The 17,629-nt window shown below is 67.7% G+C and carries 15 protein-coding genes; 11 read left to right on the top strand and 4 right to left on the bottom strand.

Going from position 1 to position 17,629, the window contains the following annotated elements:
• Positions 1-40: 40 nt before the first annotated feature.
• Complete coding sequence (locus C6A86_RS28920) at positions 41-2,521, bottom strand: transglycosylase domain-containing protein (protein ID WP_396834472.1); 2,481 nt, start codon at positions 2,519-2,521, stop codon at positions 41-43.
• The gene (locus C6A86_RS28925) at positions 2,514-2,945 is read right to left on the bottom strand and encodes a DUF5318 family protein (protein WP_057169383.1); all 432 of its coding nucleotides are present in this window, start codon (positions 2,943-2,945) and stop codon (positions 2,514-2,516) included. The genes C6A86_RS28920 and C6A86_RS28925 overlap by 8 nt, the downstream gene beginning before the upstream one ends.
• A gap of 81 nt (positions 2,946-3,026) precedes the next feature.
• Between C6A86_RS28925 and C6A86_RS28930 the strand changes: the two genes are divergently transcribed.
• The 5 genes from C6A86_RS28930 to C6A86_RS28950 all read left to right on the top strand — a co-directional run bounded on the left by C6A86_RS28930 (position 3,027) and on the right by C6A86_RS28950 (position 7,675).
• On the top strand, positions 3,027-3,890 hold the full coding sequence (locus C6A86_RS28930; RefSeq protein WP_158263254.1) for a DUF1707 domain-containing protein: 864 nt from the start codon (positions 3,027-3,029) through the stop codon (positions 3,888-3,890).
• A 25-nt stretch (positions 3,891-3,915) separates the two neighbouring features.
• A complete protein-coding gene (locus C6A86_RS28935) occupies positions 3,916-4,785 on the top strand; it encodes a DUF1707 domain-containing protein (protein WP_105362855.1) in 870 nt (289 codons plus the stop codon).
• Between the two features lie 193 nt (positions 4,786-4,978).
• Entirely contained in the window at positions 4,979-5,527 is a 549-nt protein-coding gene (locus C6A86_RS28940) for a PadR family transcriptional regulator (RefSeq protein WP_105362856.1), read from the top strand.
• Positions 5,528-5,557: 30 nt separating this feature from the next.
• Entirely contained in the window at positions 5,558-6,652 is a 1,095-nt protein-coding gene (locus C6A86_RS28945) for an inositol-3-phosphate synthase (protein WP_105362868.1), read from the top strand.
• A gap of 93 nt (positions 6,653-6,745) precedes the next feature.
• Complete coding sequence (locus tag C6A86_RS28950; protein ID WP_105362857.1) at positions 6,746-7,675, top strand: alpha/beta fold hydrolase; 930 nt, start codon at positions 6,746-6,748, stop codon at positions 7,673-7,675.
• Here C6A86_RS28950 and C6A86_RS28955 read toward each other — a convergent pair.
• Entirely contained in the window at positions 7,665-9,320 is a 1,656-nt protein-coding gene (locus C6A86_RS28955) for an Ig-like domain-containing protein (protein ID WP_105362858.1), read from the bottom strand. The two genes, C6A86_RS28950 and C6A86_RS28955, sit on opposite strands and share 11 nt — an antisense overlap.
• A 218-nt stretch (positions 9,321-9,538) precedes the next feature.
• Here C6A86_RS28955 and C6A86_RS28960 point away from each other — a divergent pair, with 218 nt between their 5' ends.
• From C6A86_RS28960 to C6A86_RS28985, 6 genes are read left to right on the top strand one after another with little or no spacing between them, the layout of a single operon-like run.
• Positions 9,539-11,608: a PhoX family phosphatase gene (locus tag C6A86_RS28960; RefSeq protein ID WP_105362859.1), complete on the top strand. Its 2,070-nt coding sequence runs from the start codon at positions 9,539-9,541 to the stop codon at positions 11,606-11,608.
• Positions 11,609-11,657: 49 nt separating this feature from the next.
• Positions 11,658-12,452 carry an LLM class F420-dependent oxidoreductase gene (locus C6A86_RS28965; RefSeq protein WP_105362860.1) on the top strand — a complete coding sequence of 265 codons (795 nt, stop codon included), beginning with the start codon at positions 11,658-11,660 and terminating at the stop codon, positions 12,450-12,452.
• Between the two features lie 49 nt (positions 12,453-12,501).
• On the top strand, positions 12,502-13,191 hold the full coding sequence (locus C6A86_RS28970; RefSeq protein ID WP_105362861.1) for a GntR family transcriptional regulator: 690 nt from the start codon (positions 12,502-12,504) through the stop codon (positions 13,189-13,191).
• A gap of 40 nt (positions 13,192-13,231) precedes the next feature.
• Positions 13,232-14,983 carry an ABC transporter substrate-binding protein/permease gene (locus C6A86_RS28975; RefSeq protein WP_105362862.1) on the top strand — a complete coding sequence of 584 codons (1,752 nt, stop codon included), beginning with the start codon at positions 13,232-13,234 and terminating at the stop codon, positions 14,981-14,983.
• Complete coding sequence (locus C6A86_RS28980) at positions 14,983-15,714, top strand: amino acid ABC transporter ATP-binding protein (RefSeq protein WP_105362863.1); 732 nt, start codon at positions 14,983-14,985, stop codon at positions 15,712-15,714. The genes C6A86_RS28975 and C6A86_RS28980 overlap by 1 nt, the downstream gene beginning before the upstream one ends.
• Before the next feature lie 51 nt (positions 15,715-15,765).
• Positions 15,766-16,230, top strand: coding sequence for a MarR family winged helix-turn-helix transcriptional regulator (locus tag C6A86_RS28985; RefSeq protein WP_105362864.1), 465 nt, complete (start codon positions 15,766-15,768; stop codon positions 16,228-16,230).
• Positions 16,231-16,235: 5 nt separating this feature from the next.
• Here C6A86_RS28985 and C6A86_RS28990 read toward each other — a convergent pair whose 3' ends face one another.
• Entirely contained in the window at positions 16,236-17,576 is a 1,341-nt protein-coding gene (locus C6A86_RS28990; RefSeq protein ID WP_105362865.1) for an amylo-alpha-1,6-glucosidase, read from the bottom strand.
• Between the last annotated feature and the right edge of the window lie 53 nt (positions 17,577-17,629).

Below are 17,629 nucleotides of genomic sequence, written 5' to 3' on the forward strand. Positions count from 1 at the left end.
GCGAGCGGCGCGGGAGAAACAGTGCCCGCGTCGCCCTCGGTCACGGCGGCGGCGGGATCGGTGCGCCCGGTGCGACCGGTGCGCCGGGCGGGGGCGGCGGTGCGTTGGGATCACCGGGAGGCGGCGGCGGGCCGACCGGCACCGTCGTCGGCGGACCCCACGGAATGGTGATGCCCGGCGCGATCTCCAGCGTCGGCTGGATCACCGTCTCCGACGGCGGCGGCGGGATGGCCGGATCCGAGGACGGCGGCGGCGGGGGCGGCGCGGCCGGCGGACCGGCGTAGCCACCGATCTCGGGCGGCTTCGGGAACGTCTCGTTGTCGGTGCCGTCGAGGGCACCGTCCATGGTGGCCTTCCAGATGTCCGACGGCAGCCCTGAGCCGTAGACCGGCCCACCCCACTGGTTGACCAGCGGTTTGTCCCCGCCGGTGGTGCCCACCCAGACCGCGGTGGACAGCGACGGCGTGTAGCCGACCATCCAGGCGTCCCGATTGGCCCCGGTGTCACCGAGCTGGTTGGTGCCGGTCTTGGCCGCCGACGGACGCCCGCCGGCCAGGTTGTGGCCATTGGAATAACCGGCGATCGGCTGCATCGCGGCGGTCACGTTGTCGGCGACGGCGGAGTCGATGCGCTGCTCGCCCTCGTCGCCCCCGGAGTTGTCGAACAGCACGTTGCCCTGCGAGTCCTCCACCTTCTGCACGAAATGCGGCCGGTGGTAGACCCCGGAGTTGGCCAGGGTGGCGTACGCCGAGGCCATGTCGATGACCCGGCTCTGGTACTGCCCGAGCACGACGCCGTTGTTGGGGGGACCGCCCTGGCCGTCCTCGCTCAGCGTGTGTTCCACACCGGGGAAGCTCTCGGCGATACCCGCCTCATGCGCGGCGTCGGCCACGTCCTGCGGGCCGTTCTGCAGCTTGAGCATCAGCCGGTAGTAGCTGGTGTTCAGCGACCGCTTGAGCGCCTCGGCGATATTGCAGGTCCCGCAGCCGCCACCCTCGACGTTGGTGATCTTGATGCCGTTGAGCTCCAGTGGTGAGCTGTCGATGTTGTAGCCCAGCCCGATACCCTGCTGCAGCGCCGCCACCAGGGCGAACACCTTGAACGACGAACCGGTCGGCAGGCCGGCCTGCGCGAAGTCGAAGCCGTTGGCATCCGATCCGCCGTAGTACGCCTTCACCCCGCCGGTGCGCGGGTCGATCGAGACCACCGCCGACCGCATATCCGGCTCCTGGTCCTCCAGGGTCTCGGCGACGGCCTCCTCGGCGGCCTTCTGCGCCTGCGGGTCGATCGTGGTGGTGATCTTCAGGCCTTCGGTGTTCAGCGTCTGCTCGGTGATGTCGAAGAGCTCGAGGAGCTCCTTGGTCACCTGGCGCTCGATGAGTCCGTTGGGTCCGGTGGTCTGGTTGGCCGTACTCGCGAAATCGGGTGCCACCGTGGGTGGGAACACCTGGGCGGCCCGGTCGGCCGGGGACAGCGCGCCGATCTCGACCATCCCGTCGAGCACCCAGTTCCAGCGGTCGGCGGCGCCCTCGGGATCCACCGCCGGATCCAGCGTGGAGGGCCGCTGGATGAGCGCCGCCAGCAGCGCACCCTCGGCCACGTTGAGCTGCTCGACCGGCTTCCCGAAGTACGCCTGAGCCGCCGCGGAGATGCCGTACGAGCCGCGGCCGAAGTAGATGATGTTCAGGTAGGACTCGAGCACCTGGTCCTTGGACCACTCCCCCGACATCTTGGTGGAGATGACGAGTTCCTTGGCTTTTCGCACCAATCCGCCGACGCCGGAGCGTTCGTCGCCGACGAGGGCGTTCTTGACGTACTGCTGGGTGATGGTCGATCCGCCCTGCAGCCCGCTGCCACCACCGAACAGATTGTTCAGGAAGGCGCGTGCGAATCCGGTGAAGGAGAAGCCCGGGTTGGAGTAGAAGTCCCGGTCCTCGGCGGCCATCACCGCGTTGCGGACCTGCACCGGGATCTGGTCGATCTTCACATCGACCCGGTTGCCCTCGGGGGGAATGATTTTCGCGAGCTCGCTGCCATCGCTGGCCAGGATCGTGGAGACCTGCGCGGTGCGGATGTCACCCGGTTTGGGCACGTCCACGATCAGGTACGCCATGCCGAACGTGATCATCGGCAGCGCCACGAACAGCACCAGCGCGGCATAGAGCGTGCGGCGCACCCACTTCCACTGGAAACGGGGTCCGGACTTGGGGGTGGGAGCCCCGGGAGGCGGCCCACCGGGACCACCCGGACCGCCGGGGCCACCCGGGGGCGGGGGCGGGAACGGTGGCCGACGCGGCGGCCCACCGTCGAGGGCGGCCTTGACGACGTCGATCGGGTCACGCAGGTGCGGTGCCACCTCGTGGCGGACCGGCGGGATCAGCGCGGTCCTACGGTCGTCCGGGACGCCGCCGGTGGGCGGTGCGCGGTGCGCGGGCGGGTTCGGGCGCGCAGGACTCGCGCCAGCGGACCGCTCGTTTCCGGCATCGTCCGCTGACCTGCTTTGGCGCCCTTCGCTATTCACTGGCCGTACGCGCGTCGGAACGCGCCGTTCGAGTGCTCTTGCCGCGTGTCCCGTTCTTCGGGCGCGGCGTGCCTAGCACGTACGACTTGACCAGATGGTTCCAACTGCAAGTGCGGCATACCTCCACCACATGGACGGCGAATTCGTCGAAACGGGTCGCGAGCAGCACCAGCTCCTCAGCGGTGCGCGCCGAGCCCGACACCGCGCCGAGGTGCTCCCCGAACACCCAGGACACCAGCGTCAGCTGTTCCTTACGGCAGATCGGACACATCACCGAGCTGGTTTTCCCGTGGTACTTGGCGGCGCGCAACAGGTAGGGGTTCGCATCGCAGACCTCGGTGACACCGGTCCGCCCGGAATACACCTCGGCCAGCAGGGACCGACGCCGCAGGGCGTAGTCCACCACCTGTCGCTGCAATCGCACGACCACCAGAGTACGTCGGTGCCCCAGCTACCGAGGCGCGACGGCAGCGGGATGACCGCAGAACTTCTAGCATCATTGGTCGTGGCGGGACGGCAGACAGCACGAACACGGGCGCGTGACACCGACCGCGATGCCGCGTGCAAGGCGCTGGACAACGCGTTCAGCGAAGGCCAGCTCGCGATGGACGAGCACCAGCGGCGCATCGACGCCGCCATCGCCGCGACCACCCTGGCCGAGCTGCACGGGCTGCTCGCTGACCTGCAGGTCGACGATCCGCTGCCGCAGCCGTCACCACCGTCACCGCGTCGCCGCGGAATCGCCGTGGCGGTGGCCGGCGGGCTGGTCGTGCTCATCGTGGCCGTCGGCTGGGCCGTCGCGTCGGAGCCCGAGGCGCCCACCGAGACGCCGACCGCCGCCGTTCCGGAGGCCCCGGCACCGGAGACCACTGCGGCGCCGGCCTCGCCGGTCGACGATGTGCCACCGCTGGTGCTGAACCTGCCGCGGCACATGGACACCGTCGAGGGCATGACCGGCATCCTCGACGAGATCCGCAAGCGGTTCGGCAGCACCATGGGCTACGAACTGGCCTTCAAACCCGACATTGCCTACGTCTACCTGCCGGACCCGGCCGACGATGCGCGCAAGCTGCTCTACACCTACCGCGGCGGGTGGGGGAATCCGTCAGCCACATCGCGATCAGATACCGATGATCTGACCGATCTCGGTGCCTTCGACGTCGCCGCCACGGTCGCCGCGTGGCAGGCGGCGCCGGCCACCTTGCAGATCGCACCCGGCGATGTGCAGGACACCTATCTCGATATCGATCACATCGCCGAGGCCGGTGGGTTGGAGACGCTGATCCGGGTCAGCACCACATCGGGGCGCAACGGCTACATCTATCTGGACCCCTCCGGCACCGTCACACGCGTCGAAAACCCGAGCTGAGCTCCTGCGTCTTACGATCATCGGCGTGGCGACACGGCAGACAGCGGGTACCCGGGCCAAAGACTCCGACCGCGATGACACGTGCAAGGTTCTGGACAGCGCGATGAGCGAAGGCCAGCTGTCCATGGAGGAACACCGGCAGCGGGTCGCGGCGGCGACCCAGGCAGCCACGCTCGGTGAGCTGCAGTCGCTGGTCTCCGATCTGCAGACCACGAGCTCACCGATCAAGCTGCCGAAACTCCAACCCGAACGATCCGCGGTCGCCATCGGCCCCGGCGCGGGCTGGGGTATCCGCATCGCGACGGCCGTCGTCCTGGTCGTCCTCGGGATCGCGATCGGCTGGGGCCTGTACGGCAACACGTCCTCACCGCTGAGCTTTGAGACCGATCCCGGAGCCAAGGACGACGGGATTCCCGCGACCGTGCTGACCGCGCCGCGACAGCTGCAGTCCCTCGGCGGCCTCAACGGGCTGTTCCAGCAGATGAAGGCGAAATTCGGTGACACCAAGGGTTTCGACCTGACGATCTTCGACGACTACGCCTCGCTGGAACGTCCCGACCCGAACGAGCCGCGCCGGGTGCTGCGCTACAGCTACCGCGGGGGCTGGGACGACCCCTCGGAGACCAGCGTCAGCAGCGATGCCCGGCTTGTCGACCTGGCCGCCTTCGACGTGCCCACCTTCGTCGGCCTGATCCGCGGCGCCCCGGAGACCCTCGGCATCGACCCGGCCGAGGTGAAGCAGATCCACATCAGCGTCGGGCCGAACTCCGATATCACCGCCCCGCCGGAGAGCATCGAGATCAGCGTCTACGTCTCGCCGCAGTTCGGGAACAGTGGCTATATCGAGTTCAACGGCGATGCCTCGGTGAAGCGGATCAACTACCCCAGCCCCTAGACACGCACGCGATTTGTGGAGGTCTTGTCGGAATGAGTCCGACAAGACCTCCACAAATCACCGGGGTTTGGTCCCTCATGTAGCGCCGTATATATCGGCGCGATACACTTTGCCGACGTGTTGGTCCGTCGTAGCGACCACCACAGTAGTGGGCGGCAGATGCGGCACCTGGCCGCACAGGGGAGGTGATTCGATGCTGGAGCTCGCCATTCTGGGACTTCTGCTGGAGTCGCCGATGCACGGCTACGAACTTCGCAAGCGCCTGACGGGGCTGTTGGGCGCCTTCCGTGCGTTTTCCTACGGCTCGCTGTACCCGGCGTTGCGGCGCATGCAGGCCGACGGCCTCATCGTCGAGGACGCCGCACCGGACGGAACCCCCAAGATGCGGCGCGCCCGTCGCGTCTACCAACTCAGCGATACCGGCAAGGCACGTTTCGCCGAACTGGTGGCTGACACCGGACCGCAGAACTACACCGACGACGGGTTCGGCGTGCACCTGGCGTTCTTCAACCGCACGCCCGCCGAGGCCAGGATGCGCATCCTGGAAGGCCGCCGCCGTCAGGTCGAGGAACGCCGCGAAGGTCTGCGGGAAGCGGTCGCGCGGGCCAGTACCTCACTGGACCGCTACACCCGGCAGTTGCACCAGCTGGGCCTGGAGTCCAGCGAGCGCGAAGTCAAATGGCTCAACGAACTGATCGCGGCCGAACGCGTCGCACAGGGCAACCCGGAAACACAGCCGTGAACACCACCGAGGATCCAAAGGAGAATGACCATGTCGAAGCCTGAGTCCACCGAAGTCAGGGTCGCGATTGTCGGAGTCGGCAACTGCGCATCCTCCTTGGTCCAGGGTGTGCAGTACTACCGCGACGCCGACGAGAACGCCAACGTCCCCGGCCTGATGCACGTGAAGTTCGGGCCGTACCACGTCCGCGACGTGAAGTTCGTCGCCGCGTTCGACGTGGACGCCAAGAAGGTCGGCTTCGACCTGTCCGAGGCCATCGGTGCGTCGGAGAACAACACCATCAAGATCGCCGACGTACCGCCGACCGACATCATCGTGCAGCGCGGACCGACGCTCGACGGCATCGGCAAGTACTACTCCGAGACCATCGAGGTCTCCGACGCCGACCCGGTCGACGTCGTCAAGGTCCTCAAGGACGCCAAGGTCGACGTGCTGGTGTCCTACCTGCCCGTCGGTTCCGAAGAGGCCGACAAGTTCTACGCCCAGTGCGCCATCGACGCCAAGGTCGCGTTCGTCAACGCGCTGCCGGTGTTCATCGCCTCGGACCCGGTGTGGGCCAAGAAGTTCACCGATGCCGGTGTGCCGATCGTCGGTGACGACATCAAGAGCCAGGTCGGCGCCACCATCACCCACCGCGTGATGGCCAAGCTGTTCGAGGATCGCGGCGTCACCCTGGACCGCACCTACCAGCTCAACGTCGGCGGCAACATGGACTTCAAGAACATGCTCGAACGCGAGCGCCTGGAGTCCAAGAAGGTGTCCAAGACCCAGGCCGTCACCAGCAACCTGACCGGCTCGCTGGCCGACAAGGTGTACGACAAGAACGTGCACATCGGCCCGTCGGACTACGTCGCCTGGCTCGACGACCGCAAGTGGGCCTACGTCCGCCTGGAGGGCCGCGCCTTCGGTGACGTGCCGCTGAACCTGGAGTACAAGCTCGAGGTCTGGGATTCGCCGAACTCCGCGGGCATCATCATCGACGCCGTGCGCGCCGCGAAGATCGCCCTGGACCGCGGCCTGGGCGGCCCGATCCTGCCTGCCTCGGCCTACCTGATGAAGAGCCCGCCGGAGCAGCTGGCCGACGATGTCGCCCGCACCCAGCTGGAAGCCTTCATCGAGGGCTGATTCTTTTCACCGAGAGTGCGGTGAGATCGCGTTTCCCTCCGAAATGGCGATCTCACCGCACTCTCGTCGTTTCAGGGGACGTATAAAGAGTTCGTGAGCTTCCCCGAGATCTCCGATGACGAACTGCTGGACCTCGACGAATTCGCCCTGCTTCACGAAAACGCCGAACAGGCCGGAGTGACCGAGGTTCCCCCGGCGCAGCGGCTCGACCTCGGCGAAATCAGCGCCGTCAAGTGGGGTTCGGGGTCGCCCCGGGTGGTCTTCCTGCACGGCGGTGGCCAGAACGCACACACCTGGGACACCGTCATCCTCGGACTCGGGCTGCCCGCGCTGGCCATCGATCTACCCGGGCACGGCCGCTCGGCCTGGCGCGAAGATGGGGACTACGGCCCCAAGCTCAACGCCGAAACCGTCAAACCCGTGCTGCGCGAGCATGCCGCCGACGCCCGGCTCGTGGTGGGTATGTCGCTGGGCGGGCTGACCGCACTGCGGGTCGCGGCCACCGAACCGGCCCTCGTGCCCGAACTGGTGCTCGTCGACGTCACCCCGTCCGCCCCCGAGCGGCACGAGCAGATGTCGAAGGCCCAGCTCGGGGCGGTCGCCCTGGTGCAAGGCGAGCGGACCTTCCCGTCGTTTGCGGCGATGCTCGACGTGACCGTCGCCGCCGCCCCGCACCGCGACCGGAACTCGTTGCGCCGCGGCGTGTTCCACAACGCCAAACGCCTCGACGACGGCACCTGGACCTGGCGGTATGACACCATCCGCAGGGGTGCCACCGACAAGAGCGAGGGCATGCCGGAATCCTTCACCGGTCTGTGGGAGGACGTCCCGGCCATCACCATGCCGACGACACTGGTGCGCGGCGCGAACTCCTTTTTCGTCAACGACGAGGACGCCGCGGCGTTCGCCGACGGTGCACCCGGATTCCGGCAAACCCATATCGTGGAGGGGGCCGGCCACTCGGTGCAGGGCGATCAGCCACGCAAGCTGATCGAGATCCTGCGCGGCATCGTCACCGGCTGACCGGCACCACCGTGTAGCCGAGATCCCGCATGATGCCGATCTCGAGCGCGCTGAGCACCCGGATGCCCGGGCCGGTGCCGGTCATGGCGTTCATCAGCAGCTGGTCCTCGCCGGCGAAGGTGATGTCGTCGGTGTGGTGGGCCGAACTGCCCGGCTCCCACAGAGACGGGTAGTACAGCGGAACGAACCCGCCGTAGGCGGCAACCGCGTGCCGCCCGGAAAAGTACAGGCCACCGTCCTGGCCGGCCAGGTAGCCATCGAAATCACTGTCCCACCTGAGGTTTCGGCCGATAGGGCGGTCGCCGGCAGCCGTCGCCACGAATTGGTCCAGAATCACCCAGTTCCGGCCCTCGTTGTCACCGGCCTCCCCGATCCCCGACTGGAATCCGAACGAGTGCAGCAGCTCGTGCATCGCCGTGGAATGGAAGTCGTACTCGTCGGCTCCCACCGACTGGCCCAGCCCCCAGCCGTAGCCGAAATTCCAGCTGATCTCGCCATCGGCGGCAGCGCCGTTCACATCGACACCGGTGAGCAACTTGAGCTGAATCACGGTGTCCCAGAAGCCCGGGTCCTCGCTCACCGGGTCGCTGCCGGCTCCGGCCAGCGAGGCCAGCGGGCCCCGGTCGTCCTCGCCCTCCACGTCGTAGCTGAGGGTGACCGGTTTCTTCACGCGGAAGTAGAGGATCAGGGCGTCCGCAGCACGCTGCAACGCTTCCCGGCGCTCGACGGTCCAGTGCTCGGCACCCGCGGTGTAACTGAAGGCGAACGTCACCGCACCCTGATTGATCAACGACCGCAACGGGTTACTTCCGACCGGCCGCAGCGGTTCCAGCAGATTGGTGTGGAAACCGATGTCGATGGCGGTGACCCGGAACGCGTCCACCCCGTCGAAATCCTCGCCGGGGGTATAAGTGAAAGTGCCGTCGCGGTCGATGTGCACAGTGCCCGAAGCGGGTCCCCGGGTCAGGACGTAGACCAACCGGTCACCGTCGGGATCGTGGGCGGCCAGGGTGCCGGTGACCGGGCCGTCGAGGACACCGCTGATCTGGACCGGGTCGATGGTGGGCGCCTGGTTGAACAAGGTGCGGCGGATCGTGAAGAGCGACGCCTCCAGCTGCTGCTTGGTGCGGTCGGATGTCTGCAGCGACTCGATCCAGCCGAGGCTGTCCGTGGTCCAGGCGGCCAGCGACCGGGCCACCCAGCGCTGGTACGGGCTCTGCCATGACCGGGTGGGCGACGGCGCGGGCGCAGGCGTCGAGATGGGCTGTGCTGCCGGGACGTTCACCGTCTCGGTGACGGCTCCCGCCGGGGCCTCACTGACCACGCGATTCGGTCGCTCGGCCTCGAGGTCGGACACGTCGTCGGGATCGGCCCGTTTCTCCTCATCCTTGTCCGTGGCCGCCGAGCGCTGCGTGCGCCGTGGATCGTCCGCCGACCGGACCGTGCGGACCGACCGCACCGATCGGTTGCCGTCCGACGATGCGCTCGAGGACGCCGAAGACGTGCTTCCGGTGTCCGCTGCCGCGACACCGGTCTGCGGCCCCGCCACCGAGAACCCCCATAACGCGGCGCCCACCCCGGCCGAGGCCGCGCCGAGTTGCAGCCAACGTCGGACGGCGAATCCTTCAGCGCGGCGAACCGACATATTTGACTCTTTCGTCAGGTATCGATGGACTATAGGCCGAACCCGCAGCCCGGCGGCAGCACATTTCGTGACGTGTCAAACATTGCGCTGAGTGGACTGTCGGGTCCGTCGACTGCCGTTCACCTTCTGGTTGCCGTCCGCTAGTCCGGCTCACGTAACTTTCCCCCGAACCGGCGTCCAGCCCACGCCGGTGTTCGAGGTGGAAGGATCCCCCAGTCATGGCGCTTATTCCGTTGAATCTCTTTGTCGCACACCACGGTCGGTCGTCGCGCCAACATGTCACCTGCCGATACCGGTGCGGCGACGCCTGCTCGAAGCCGGCACCCAATACCAGTGACAACGAGTACTTCGGCGATATCGTGCAGGCGCTGAACCGTCGCTCCGCGCTCAAGGCGGCCGGCATCGCCGTCGCCGCCGTCGGCGCCGGTTCCGCCCTGGCGGCCTGCTCGACCAACGGATCAGACACCGCCGCAACGTCGTCCACGTCGGCGTCCGCGCCGGCCGAGCCGCCGACGCCGGCCGGAATGAACTTTGCCGCCGTCGCCCCCAACAGTGAAGACGCCGTGATCATCCCCGAGGGCTACCGCCAGTCGGTGGTGATCAGCTGGGGTGACCCGGTGCTCCCCGGCGCCCCCGTCTTCGACGTGAACCGGCAGAGCGCGGCCGCTCAGCGCCAGCAGTTCGGATTCAACAACGACTTTGCCGGCCTGCTGCCGATCGAGGGCACCCCGAACCGGTTCCTGTTGGTGACCAATCACGAGTACACCACCGAGCAGTTCATGCACCCCGGCTACGACGCCGACAACCCCACCCGCGAGCAGTTCGAGATCGCCATTGCCGCCCATGGTCTTTCGGTGGTCGAGGTGGAGCGCACCCCCGAGGGCCTGCGCCCGGTGATGGGCCGCTACAACCGCCGCATCACCGCCGACACCCCGTTCACCATCGTCGGGCCGGCCGCGGGCACGGATGCACTCAAGACCGCCGCCGACCCGACCGGTCGCACCGTGCTGGGCACCGTCAACAACTGCGCCGGCGGCGTGACCCCCTGGGGCACCATTCTTTCCGGTGAGGAGAACTTCAACTCCTACTTCGGCGCACCCGAGGGTGCCCCCGCACCGACGGGGCCGGCCGCCGAACGGCTGGAGCGCTACGGCGTGGCCGTCGAACCCACCGAACGCAAGTGGGAGAATTTCGACCCGCGGTTCGACGTCACGCAGACGCCCAACGAGCTGAACCGCTTCGGCTACGTCGTCGAACTCAACCCCTGGGACCCGGCGTCACCGCCGATCAAGCACACTGCGTTGGGCCGGTTCAAGCACGAGGCCGCCACCATCCATGTCACCGACGACGGCACCGTCGTCGCCTACACCGGTGATGACGAACGTTTCGACTACATGTACAAGTTCGTGTCGGACAAGAAGATTCGACCCGGCGACATGGCCCACAACATGACCATCCTCAACGAGGGCACGCTCTACGTCGCCAAACTGTCCAGCGACATTCCCGCCGGTGAGATCAACGGCTCCGGGACACTGCCCGCCTCCGGCAAGTTCGCCGGCGCCGGCACCTGGGTTCCGTTGCTGCGCTCCAAGGCCGACGGGCAGGCCGATTCACTGGTCGACGGGATGACCGCGCAGGAGATCGCGGTGTTCACCCGCCTCGCCGGCGACAAGGCCGGCGCCACCAAGATGGACCGGCCCGAGGATTTCGAGGCCAACCCGAAAACCGGCAAGGTCTACGTCGCGCTGACCAACAACTCCAACCGCGGCGCCGAGGGCAAGGCCAAGGCCGACGCCGCCAACCCGCGCAACGACAACAAAAACGGTCAGGTCCTCGAGATCACCGACGACCACGCGGGCACCGCCTTCACCTGGGAGTTGCTGCTGGTCTGCGGTGACCCCGAGGCTGCCGACACCTACTTCGGCGGTTTCGACAAGACGAAGGTCAGCCCGATCAGCTGCCCCGATAACTTGGCGTTCGACAGCCACGGCAACCTGTGGGTGTCCACCGACGGCAATGCGTTGGACTCCAACGACGGTTTGTTCGCGGTATCGCTGGAGGGGCCCACCCGCGGATTGACCAAGCAATTCCTCACCGTGCCCCTCGGCGCGGAGACCTGCGGACCGGTCATCACCGACGATCTCGTCACGGTCTGCGTGCAACATCCGGGCGAGAACGACGACAACAGCATCGACGATCCGCTGTCGCGCTGGCCCGAGGGCGGCAACGGCACCGCCAAACCGTCGGTGGTCGCGGTGTGGCGTGACGGCGGCAATATCGGCGTCTGAGCGCTCGCGCGACGACCATCAACCCCGCCTGAGGCATAACGTGGAAGACATGAGCCTTCCCATCCGCATCGGTGTCCAGCTCCAGCCCCAGCACATGACCGAATACGGTCAGGTGCGCGACGCGGTGCGCCGCTGCGAGGACATCGGGGTCGACGTCGCATTCAACTGGGACCACTTCTTTCCGCTCTACGGAGACCCCGACGGCCCGCACTACGAGTGCTGGACCATGCTGGCCGCCTGGGCCGAGCAGACCTCGCGCATCGAGATCGGCGCGCTGGTCACCTGCAACTCCTACCGCAACCCGGAGTTGCTTGCCGATATGGCCCGCACCGTCGACAACATCTCCGGCGGCCGGCTGATCCTGGGCATCGGATCGGGCTGGAAGGACAAGGACTACAACGAGTACGGCTACGAGTTCGGCACTGCCGGTGGCCGTCTCGATGACCTGGCGGCGGCGCTGCCGCGCATCGAGTCCCGGATGGCGAAGCTGAACCCTGCTCCACTGCGCGAGATCCCGGTCCTGATCGGCGGACAGGGCAAGCGCAAGACGCTGCGGCTGGTCGCCGAGCACGCCCACATCTGGCACGGTTTCACCGACGCGAGCACCTACCCCGGCCTGGCCGAGGTGCTCGACGCGCACTGCGCCGACGTCGGCCGCGACCCGGCCGCCATCGAGCGGTCCTCCGGTGTGCCGGAAAAGAGCGTCGAGGCCGCGCTCGCCGGCGCCGAATCGCTCGTCGGCCTGGGAGTCACCCTGCTGACCATCGGGGTCAACGGCCCCGACTACGACCTGTCGATCGCCGAGGCGCTGGTCACATGGCGTGACGAACGGGCCGCCGGCTGAAAAAGAGAGCGGCCCGCGGCGGGACTCTGCGTGAGAGACTTCACCCGCTATGCCCAAGAAGTACGGGGTCAAAGAGAAAGACCTGGTAGTCACCTACGTGGTGAACCTGATCCTCACCGGAAAGCTCCGGTCGGGTGATCGGCTGGACCGCAACGAGATCGCCGAGGACCTCGGCATCAGCAGGGTGCCCATCCAGGAGGCCGTCGTGCAACTCGAGCACGACGGGATCGTGTCGACGCAGTATCACCGCGGCGCGTTCATCCACCGCTTCGATGTCGACGTGCTGCGCGAACACCACGAGCTCTACGGGGTGCTCAACGGGATCGCCTCGGCGCGGGCGGCCACCGAGGCCGACCCGGAACTGCAGACCACGCTGCGGGCGCTGGCCGCGGGGCTGCGCAACAGCCGTGATGCCCGCAGCTTCCACGAGACGGCCTGGCAGTACCGCGAGGCGGTCACCGACGCCCACGCCGGCCCGCGGCTGCAGGCAGCGATCCGGGCGGCGCAGACCTTCATCCCACGGGCCTATTGGTCGGCCTACCTCGACGCGCCCGCGGCGTTGCTCGGCCACTACGAGGACGAGACCGCCGCCATCACCGATCAGGACCCGGATTCGGCGCGTGCGGCCTGCGCGGCGGCGGCCGATCTCATGGGGCAGATCATGGCGACCGAACTGGTGCGCCGCGGCGTGCTCGAGGGGCCGATAGCCCGGGACCCCTTTGCGTTCGAAATGAGCTGAAGGCTCCGGCCTCGGCGACCCAGCGACTAGTTTTCTACAGATGACCACGTTGCTTCGCCCGGTGCTTGCGGTGCTGATCGCGCTGCTGGCCGGCGCAATCGGGCTGGCTGCGCCGGCCTCCGCCGATCAGTGCGCCCCGCCGGGTATCGACAGTGCGAGCGCGCTGCCCACCAATCTGGCGGCCGCCGCTCAGGGCCCCGGCGCCGACAAGTACACCACCGCGGGCGTCGAACCGCTGGACGGCATCGACACCGCCGCCCTGGGCCTCGGCACCCCCGGGGTGCTGACCGTCGGCACCCTGTCCGACGCCCCGCCCAGCATCTGCATCAACGCGGCCAGCCAGTTCACCGGGTTCGACAACGAGGTGCTGCGGGCGATCGCGGACAAACTGGGCCTGCGGATCAACTTCGTCGGCACCGACTTCTCCGGGCTGCTGGCCCAGGTCGCCTCCGGGCGCTTCGATGTCGGCTCCTCGTCGATCACCACCACCGACGCCCGCCGTCAGACGGTCGGCTTCACCAACGGCTACGACTTCGGCTACTTCTCGCTGGTGGTGCCGGCAGGCTCGCCGATCACCAGCTTCTCCCAGCTGGCCGCCGGGCAGCGCATCGGTGTGGTGCAGGGCACCGTGCAGGAGGCCTACGTCGTGGACACCCTCGGGCTGGATCCGGTGAAGTTCCCGGACTACAACACCGTCTACGGCAGCCTGAAGACCCGCCAGATCGATGCCTGGGTGGCGCCGTCGCAGCAGGCCGTGGGCACCGTGCAACCCGGCGACCAGGCCACCATCATCGAAAACACGTTCAGCCTGGACAATTTCGTGGCCTACGCCGTCGCCAAGGAGAACACCCCGCTGATCGACGCGCTCAACGCCGGGCTGGATGCGGTGATCGCCGACGGCACCTGGTCCCAGCTCTACACCGACTGGGTGCCCCGGGCTCTGCCGCCGGGCTGGAAACCCGGCTCCAAAGCTGCACCGGCACCGCAACTTCCGGACTTCGCGGCGATCGCCGCCGAACGTCCCACGGCCACCGACCAGGGCGCACCTCCGGCTCCCCGATCCGTGCTGGGCCAGCTCGCCGACTCGTTCCTGAACTGGGACCTGTACCGCCAGGCCATCCCCGACCTGCTCAAGACGGGGCTGCCGAACACGCTGATCCTCACCGCCGGGGCCGCCGTGATCGGTGTGGTGCTGGGCCTGCTGCTGGCCGTCGCCGGTATCTCGCGTTCGCGTCTGCTGCGGTGGCCGGCCCGCGTCTACACCGACATCTTCCGCGGCCTGCCCGAAGTGGTGATCATCCTGATCATCGGACTGGGCATCGGGCCGATCGTCGGAGGCGTGACCGGGAACAACCCCTATCCGCTCGGTATCGCCGCGCTGGGCCTGATGTCGGCGGCCTACGTCGGCGAGATCTTCCGCTCCGGCATCCAGAGCGTGGAGACCGGACAGATGGAGGCGTCCCGCGCGCTGGGATTCAGCTACTCGTCGTCGATGAAGCTGGTGATCATCCCGCAGGGCATCCGCCGGGTGCTGCCCGCGCTGGTGAACCAGTTCATCTCACTGCTCAAGGCGTCCTCGCTGGTGTACTTCCTGGGGCTGGTGGCCAACCAGCGCGAGCTGTTCCAGGTCGGCCGCGACCTGAACGCGCAGACCGGCAGCCTGTCGCCGTTGGTGGCCGCCGGCTTGTTCTACCTGATCCTGACCATCCCGCTCACCCATCTGGTCAACGTGATCGACGCGCGGCTGCGGACCGGGAAACAACCCGCCCCGATCCAAGAGGAGATGATCTGATGGCTGAGGCAGTCTCGTTGGCCGCCAAGGACATTCATCTGTCGTTCGGTGCGAATGCGGTGCTGCGCGGTGTGGACCTGGAGGTTCCCGCCGGCAGCACGGCGGCCGTCATCGGCCCGTCGGGGTCGGGGAAGTCGACCCTGCTGCGGACGCTGAACCGGCTCTACGAACCCGACAAGGGCGACATCCTGCTGGACGGACGGTCGGTGCTCGGCGACAACCCCGACCAGCTGCGCCAGCGCATCGGCATGGTGTTCCAGCAGTTCAACCTGTTCCCGCATCGCACCGTGCTGGACAACGTGACCCTGGCGCTGCGCAAGCTCAAGGGCATGTCCCCCGATGCCGCGCGCGAGCTCGGGCTGGCCCAGCTGGATCGGGTTGGGCTGCGGCACAAGGCCGATGTGCGTCCGGCCACCCTGTCGGGCGGACAGCAGCAGCGGGTGGCGATCGCCCGTGCCCTGGCGATGGCACCGCAGGTGATGTTCTTCGACGAGGCCACCTCGGCGCTGGATCCGGAACTGGTCAAGGGTGTGCTCGAGCTGATCGCCGATCTCGGTTCCACCGGTATGACGATGGTGGTGGTGACGCACGAGATGGGCTTCGCCCGCTCGGCCGCCGATTCAGTGGTCTTCATGGACAACGGCAAAGTCGTCGAAGCCGGGCCACCCGAGCTGATCTTCGAGAATGCCGAGACGGAGCGGCTGCGGCGCTTCCTGTCCCAGGTTCTTTGAACTTCCGCGCGTTCCAGCCTGACAGGGACCGACAGGTTAGACTAGCGAATTATGGTCGAGACCGAACCGCAGGCCGCTGAGCTGGCTGGAGAGCTGCAACGTGTGCTCTCCAAACTGTTTTCGGTGCTGCGTCGTGGGGACACCCGTGGTGCCGGAAACACCGGCGCCGGCGACCTCACGCTGGCTCAGCTCTCGATCCTGCTGACCCTGTTGGAGTCCGGACCGATCCGGATGACCGAGCTCGCCGCCCACGAACGGGTCCGCACGCCCACCACCACGGTCGCCATCCGTCGGCTGGAGAAGCTCGGGCTGGTCAAGCGCTCCCGCGACCCCTCCGATCTGCGTGCCGTGCTCGTCGAGGTGACCCCGCGCGGGTTGGTCCAGCACCGCGAGGCACTCGACGCGCGGCGGGCATTCCTGGCCAGCATGCTGGCCAATCTGAGCTCCGAGGACCGGGCCACCCTCAACGCCGCGATCGGTTCACTGGAGCGCCTCGGCGAGCAGCCGACCACATAGCTCCGCTAACCCAGCCAGTCCAGCACCGCCGCGGCCGTCCAGGACTGCTGCATGCTGCCCAGCGCCTCACCGGTGAAGGGTTCGTAGTACTCGGCGAAGGTACCGTCGCTGGCCTGGCGCAGGCCCTCCTGACGCAACGCGTTGGCGCGTTCGGCCCAGCCGCGTCGCGCGAAACACCACGAGAACAGCCACGTCGTCACCGGCCACACCGGGCCGCGCCAGTACTCACGGGGCCGGAAGTCCCGGGAGACCGGCGAGGTCGTCGGGATCAGCGAGTAGCGCAGGTCCGGATGGCTGCTGAAACGCGGACCGTCCAGCAGCTTCAGCAGCGCCCGTTCCTTGTCGTGCGGCAGCCCACCGCACAGCAGCGGAGCGAACTGCGCGACCGTCTCAGTGGCCACCCACTTGTCCGCTCGGACATCGAAATCCCTTGCCGCGCCGGTTCGTTGGTCGGTGGCGTCGACGACGCCCGCGCGGAACTTGTCGGCCCAGGCGTACAGATCACGCACGTCGGCCGGGGAGCGCTTGTAGTCCTCACCGATCTCGGCGAGCACCGTGCACGCCACCGAGAAGATCGCCGAGACGAACACGTCCTCGACGGCGAAGCTCATGGTCTTGGCGAGCAGTTCATCGTCGTAGCGGGCGGTCTTCATCTCCTCCAGCAACCACAGATACCGGTCGTACTCGGTGTCCGACGGCCGCTGGGTGGAGTCGGTGTTGATCTTGTTGTCCTCGCGCTGATACTCCGGGACGATGCCGGGAATCACATTGGCGTAGGCGCTGTCCCAGCGCGGGGAGTTGTCCATCCCGGACTCCCAGCCGTGGTACAGCGTGATGCGGCCCTGGCCGCGCAGGTCGCGACACTCGGCCAGCCAGCGATGCCACCGCACCAGATCATCCCAGCGCCGGTCCAGGAACGCCTCGGCGACCGCCCGGGTGGAGCGTCCGCGGGTCTTGGCCCGGTCCAGGATGCGCTGCACCGCGATGGCATGCACCGGCGGCTGGGTGATCCCGGAGGTGTGCCGGGTGCGCGGCGCGTGCTCGGCCAGCGCGGAGGTGGCCCAGCGTGCGGGACCGGGGAAGTAGCCGTCCACCCCGTTGGCGAACACGATGTGCGGGATCATCCCGTTGCCCCACTGCGCCGAGAGCAGGGTGTCCAATTCGACGACGGCGCGCTCCACGCTCAGCGGGGCCAGCCCGATCGCGACGAACGCGGCGTCCCAGCTCCACATGTGCGGGTAGAGCAGCGGGGCGGCAGTGGTCATCACACCCAGGTCATTACCGCGCAACAGGTAGGCCGCGCGCGCTGCGAGCTGGGTGGGGGCGAAGCTTGGGTCCGGTGGCATCGCATCAATAATGCGACGCCGCGGCCCAGCGTGCAGTGTCGGTAGTGTTTTCT

Origin of the sequence: Mycobacterium sp. ITM-2016-00316 (assembly GCF_002968335.2) — a bacterium.
Taxonomy (GTDB): domain Bacteria; phylum Actinomycetota; class Actinomycetes; order Mycobacteriales; family Mycobacteriaceae; genus Mycobacterium.